This is a genomic window from Synergistaceae bacterium (genome assembly GCA_012728235.1).
Lineage (GTDB): Bacteria > Synergistota > Synergistia > Synergistales > Synergistaceae > JAAYFL01.
The window spans coordinates 1-5181 of sequence record JAAYFL010000134.1 but is presented as its reverse complement, the minus strand read 5'-3'; the positions used below and the strand labels follow the sequence as shown (position 1 = coordinate 5181).

5 protein-coding genes and 1 pseudogene are annotated in these 5181 nt (G+C 29.6%); all 6 read left to right on the top strand.

Annotation, left to right across the window (positions count from 1 at the left end):
* On the top strand, nt 1-274 hold a 274-nt coding region (locus GXZ13_07340; GenBank protein NLX75617.1), incomplete at its 5' end, for a hypothetical protein.
* 343 nt (nt 275-617) lie between these two features.
* Nucleotides 618-958: pseudogene (mobC, locus tag GXZ13_07335) on the top strand (plasmid mobilization relaxosome protein MobC).
* A gap of 129 nt (nt 959-1087) precedes the next feature.
* On the top strand, nt 1088-2557 hold the full coding sequence (locus GXZ13_07330; protein ID NLX75616.1) for a restriction endonuclease: 1470 nt from the start codon (nt 1088-1090) through the stop codon (nt 2555-2557).
* Nucleotides 2558-2615: 58 nt separating this feature from the next.
* Nucleotides 2616-3884, top strand: a complete 1269-nt coding sequence (gene dcm / locus GXZ13_07325; protein ID NLX75615.1) for a DNA (cytosine-5-)-methyltransferase — start codon at nt 2616-2618, stop codon at nt 3882-3884.
* Nucleotides 3885-3984: 100 nt separating this feature from the next.
* A complete protein-coding gene (locus tag GXZ13_07320; protein NLX75614.1) occupies nt 3985-4749 on the top strand; it encodes a hypothetical protein in 765 nt (254 codons plus the stop codon).
* 318 nt (nt 4750-5067) lie between these two features.
* Nucleotides 5068-5181, top strand: a 114-nt coding sequence (locus GXZ13_07315; GenBank protein ID NLX75613.1) for a D-cysteine desulfhydrase, incomplete at its 3' end; no start/stop codon positions are given.

Genomic DNA, 5181 nt, shown 5'->3' with positions numbered 1-5181 from the left:
CTTCAAGGAATTGGCCATGCAAGGCTATCAAATAAAATCAAAATCCTTCTCTGAAATAATGGACAACTACTTCCCAGAATGGAAGGCTATCAGATCATCAAAGACTAAAAGGATTGCGCCTAGTGGAGTATCTATACCTGTAAAACTTTATTATGAGAGAAAGGAAAGGATAAAAGAAGATTTTTTAGAAGTAGATAATGCTGATACACCAAAAGAATGGCAGTCAGAACAAATAATAATGGGCACAGGTAGTGATGAATATATTAAAGAGTAATTGTAACTATGTAACCTTGTAACTTGTAACTGTACTTTTAAAACTATTAGAATTGGTCTGATAGAAATTGAATCCTAGTAATATCAAGACTTAGTGAGGCCTTATAAAAAAGACTTGCCTTATTTGAGGACTTTTGAAATCCTAGGTTACAGTTACACTCCCCTGTGCCTATTAAAACTTTAGTAGCAAGCACAGTAAGTGTACGGACACTTACGAGAAAATTATAAAAGTGGGTCAAGTGAGACCTACTTTTATATATAAAATTTTCTACTTGTTCCTATCGGAATGATTTAGGGGTTCCCCCTAAGACCCTAGTTAAAATATAAAAGAAAGGAAGAATATTATGGCAAATAGATATAGAAATGAAAGGATAGAAATTAAATTAACCAGGAAAGAAAAGGAACTTTTTAAGAAAAAGTTAGAACTTTCTAAGTCAAAATCAATGGGACATTTTATAAGGAAATGTGTCTTGGAAGCTCCTATATTTATAATAGATATGAATCAGTTTAGGAAGATGCAGACACTTATAGGAAGAATTCTAGCAGTCTTAATCAAATAGCTAAAAGAGTAAATACTACAGAAATAATTTACAGAGAAGATATTGAGGATTTAAAAAAGGAAAATGATAATATATCGAAAGAGATAATGAAGATACAAAATATCTTGGTAAGAAAATATATTTAAAACTTATACACTTCCTCTATTTGTTTATATTAATACTTTACTCTATAATATAGATAAGGGCTTATATCACAATGAATCTGAACCAAAAGTAATTAAGCAGATAAGTAATCAAATGAAGGGGTTATATAAATGTATAAGAGATATAATTCGAAAGATAAGGAATCTATTTATAAATATGCACAGGAATTGAAAGATAAGACATTTAAAGATATTTGTGATGCAGATAAATATTTTTTGACAGAGGTGGTAAAGGAAGTTACAGAGGAAGAGTATAGGATATCTTATGAAAACAAAAATCGTAAAGGTGGATTAGGTGAAATTGTAGAAGAAAGATACTTTCACTACAAAGCAGATAACATATCTGAGGCTGATTTTTCAGATGCTCAGGTGGAATTAAAAGTCACACCATATAAAATAAATAAAAATGGTACTATATCTGCTAAGGAAAGATTAATAATATCTATGATAAATTATATGAAAATTATAAATATGGATTTCTACAACAGCAATGCTTGGGAAAAATTAAAAAACATATTGCTGGTGTATTATTTATGGGACCCAAATATAGAAGATAGACTTGATTATATGATTAATTATATATATATGCTCAGCCCAGAAGGAGAAGATTTAAGAATTATAGAAAGTGATTTTTATAAAATTAGACAAAAGGTTATAGATGGAAAAGCTCATGAGTTGTCAGAAGGAGATACCTTATATTTAGGAGCAGCTACAAAATCTTCTAATTCTAAAAATAGAACTCCTCAACCTAATTCTAAAATATTAGCAAAACCTAGAGCATTTTCTTTAAAAACTTCCTATATGACATACGTGTTGAGGAATTACATAACTGGAGGTAGTGAAAGAGAAGATAAAATCTTAAAAGATGATACAGTATTAGAGTTTGAAGAATATGTTTTAAATAAAATCAATCAATATAAAAACATCAAAGATACAGATTTATTTAAAGAGTTCTTTGATGATGAAAATATAAAGAGTAAGAATAGATACAGTCGTTTAGCATTGGAGATACTAGGAGTAAAGACAAAGAATGCTGAAGAATTTGAGAAAGCTAACATAGAAGTTAAGGCAGTACGTATAGAGTCTGATAAGAAGATAAGGGAGTCGATGTCATTTCCGGCTTTTAAGACTATGGAACTAATAAAACAAAATTGGGAAGAATCAGATATTAATTATTACTTTACCGAAACAAAATTTTTATTTGTAATTTACAAAAAGAAACAAAATAATTATTATTTAAAAGGTGCAAAGTTTTGGAATATGCCTGTAGATGATATTGAAGGAAGTTTGCGTGAAGAGTGGCAGAGGGCAGTAAATATATTTAGAGAAGGTGTTAAATTTACAATAAAAAGGCCAGATTATCCAATAAGAAATAATTTGCCTAAGAAATCCAATACGAAAATATTACATGTTAGACCTCATGCACGGAAGGGAGCTCATGTAATTAATGGTATAAAATATGGAAATGGTGAGATAGAAAGAGATACAGATTTATTGCCAGATGGAAATAGAATGACAAAACAGTGCTTTTGGTTAAATAATGATTATATATTGAAACAAATTAAAGATAAACTAAAATAAGGTTTGATCTTTTATAAGAAATAAGGTAAAATAGAAGTATCAAACGGAGGGATATCATATGGACTTAAAGGTTGTTGAATTATTTGCAGGTGTAGGTGGATTTAGAGTTGGTTTAAATCATATAAAAGGATTTGATGAAAAAACAGGTCTAGCAATTGAAAATGGTGATTGGGATTTTGTATGGGCAAACCAATGGGAGCCATCTACTAAAACACAACCTGCTTTTGAATGTTATATAAAAAGATTTGGTCATAAGAATCATAGTAATGTGGATATAAATAAAGTAGATAAAAAGAAAATACCAGACCATACATTATTAGTTGGTGGATTCCCTTGTCAAGACTATTCTGTTGCAAGAAGTTTGTCAAATGAGATGGGTATTAAAGGTAAGAAGGGTGTCTTATGGTGGGATATAGTCGATGTATTATATGAGAAGAGACCACCATTTATACTTCTTGAAAATGTAGATAGATTATTGAAGTCCCCTGCGAATCAAAGAGGTAGGGACTTTGCAGTTATGTTAAAAACCTTAGAAGATTTAGGATATATAGTTCAATGGAGAATGATAAATGCTGGTGAATATGGAATGCCTCAAAGGAGAAGGAGGGTTTTCATATTTGCATCATTAAAAGAGACAAAGTATTCACAAGGGATTATAAAGATAGAAGATAAAGAAGAATACCTAAAAGAAGATGGCTTCTTCAATGATATATTTCCAGTTGAAACAGAAAATGTGGTAATAGAAGAAAAGTCTATAGAAGAATTTAAAGATCCAGTAGATACATCAGAAAACTATAAAAGTGAAAAATTCTTAACTACAGGTTTATTTATTAAAGGTGAAATTATAAACTTTGATGTATTAGAAAAATCTAATGAGAATGTTTATACATTAGGGAAAATAATTGAAAGAGCTAAAAAATATCAAGTAATAGACCTTGAAGAGTATGTGGTTGAAGGGAAAGAATTAGAAAAATGGGAGTATTTAAAAGGCTCAAAAAAATTAGAAAGAACTAGTAAATCAGGGCATAAGTACACATTCTCTGAAGGAAAAATGTCATTTCCAGACCCTTTAGATTTACCTAGTAGGACTATGTTAACAAGTGAAAGTTCAGTAAATAGATCTTCTCATATTGTATATGATAAAGATCTAAATAAAAATCGAAAGATTACAGAGATTGAAGCGGAACTACTACAAATGTTTCCGGCAAACTGGACAAATACAGGAATGACCAGAAGGCAAAGATATTTCATGATGGGTAACGCATTGGTTACTGGGGTTATTAGTAAGTTAGAGGATAAACTGAAGAATATCATAAGAGCAGATTAGCATATGAATGGATGGTAGAAAAAACACTGATTTCTAATGATTATAAACTTGGTTATAGCTTATTAAATAATCGTGTAATGAGACAAATTTAAATTGAGGGGTGATTGATATTTTTGGAAATGTTATTTATTATGATGAGAAAAAAATAATGGAATATAGTTCTGTAATTACAAGACAACATCACTTGACAATTAAAGAGTATGAGATTTCAGATGATAAATCTGCTCACATGAATCTAAAAGTTTTCGGAGGAGATTTGAAAGGTTCAAAAAAATATAAAGCAGAGGTTAAAGAAAGCCTTCTGTATAATTGTGTTGCATTTGAAAAATTACTTAATGGAAGGGAAGATTTTGCAGATTTTGTAGAATCATCAAAGTGGGACATTAATACAATAGGTAGGGGATTTATAATAAAGTTTAATGGTTATATGAATGTTCCAGAGGAATTTGATATTACACAAACAATCCAAAGATTCAAGCCAATGTTAATGGATTCAATTGTAAATGATGGTATGGATGAAACTGAAAAAAAGGCATTTAAAAGCTTCTTTGAAGTATCAGATGTTAAGATACCAGTTTTAATTGATATTGAAGATTCATTAATATGTTCTAAACTAGTAGGTAATAATATGTTAGTAGAATACGAAGATTTAGATGAATATGAAGATTTAGAAGTTACCATTATTGCAAGGGTTACTTCTAACAATTTAATAGATATGAAAAAGCCTTTCTATGATCCATTAAAAGATTTTATGAAATTAAATCGAACATTAAGAAGAAACATGAGTGAAAGAGCTGAGGGGTTGTATGAAATATATGCAGACCAGAATTATAAAACGGTAGAAATTTTAGCTATATATCAATAACTGAGTTCCAATACCATAAAGCATATAACTATAAATGGAAACATTGATGTTAGCACATATATATGGATATTAGATATAAGGTTTAATATTTGCGCAAAATATACATTTTAGAAATTTAAAATGGTTTGTAAACTATGAATTTAATTTGTTTTAATCGGAACTGGGACTGGAACGGGTAAAATAAATTAAAAATGTACCTGAATCATACGAACAGAACAAAAACGAACTGTACAGAATGCCTAAATTAAAGCCTTTTGCACTCAAAGGACATTAAGAAATGAAGAGTGGGAGTAATAATCTAAAAACAACGGAGGTACTATGAATTTAGCAAAATTTCCAAGAAGAAGATATACGCCATATAAAACTCCAATAGAATTCTTACCTAATTTTACCAAAGCATTAGGTGCACCTAATATTTATATCAAAAGAGAT

Coding starts and splice junctions, on each gene's coding strand:
- GXZ13_07330 (NLX75616.1), top strand. CDS start 1,088: ATGTATAAGAGATATAATTCGAAAGATAAGGAATCTATTTATAAATAT.
- dcm (NLX75615.1), top strand. CDS start 2,616: ATGGACTTAAAGGTTGTTGAATTATTTGCAGGTGTAGGTGGATTTAGA.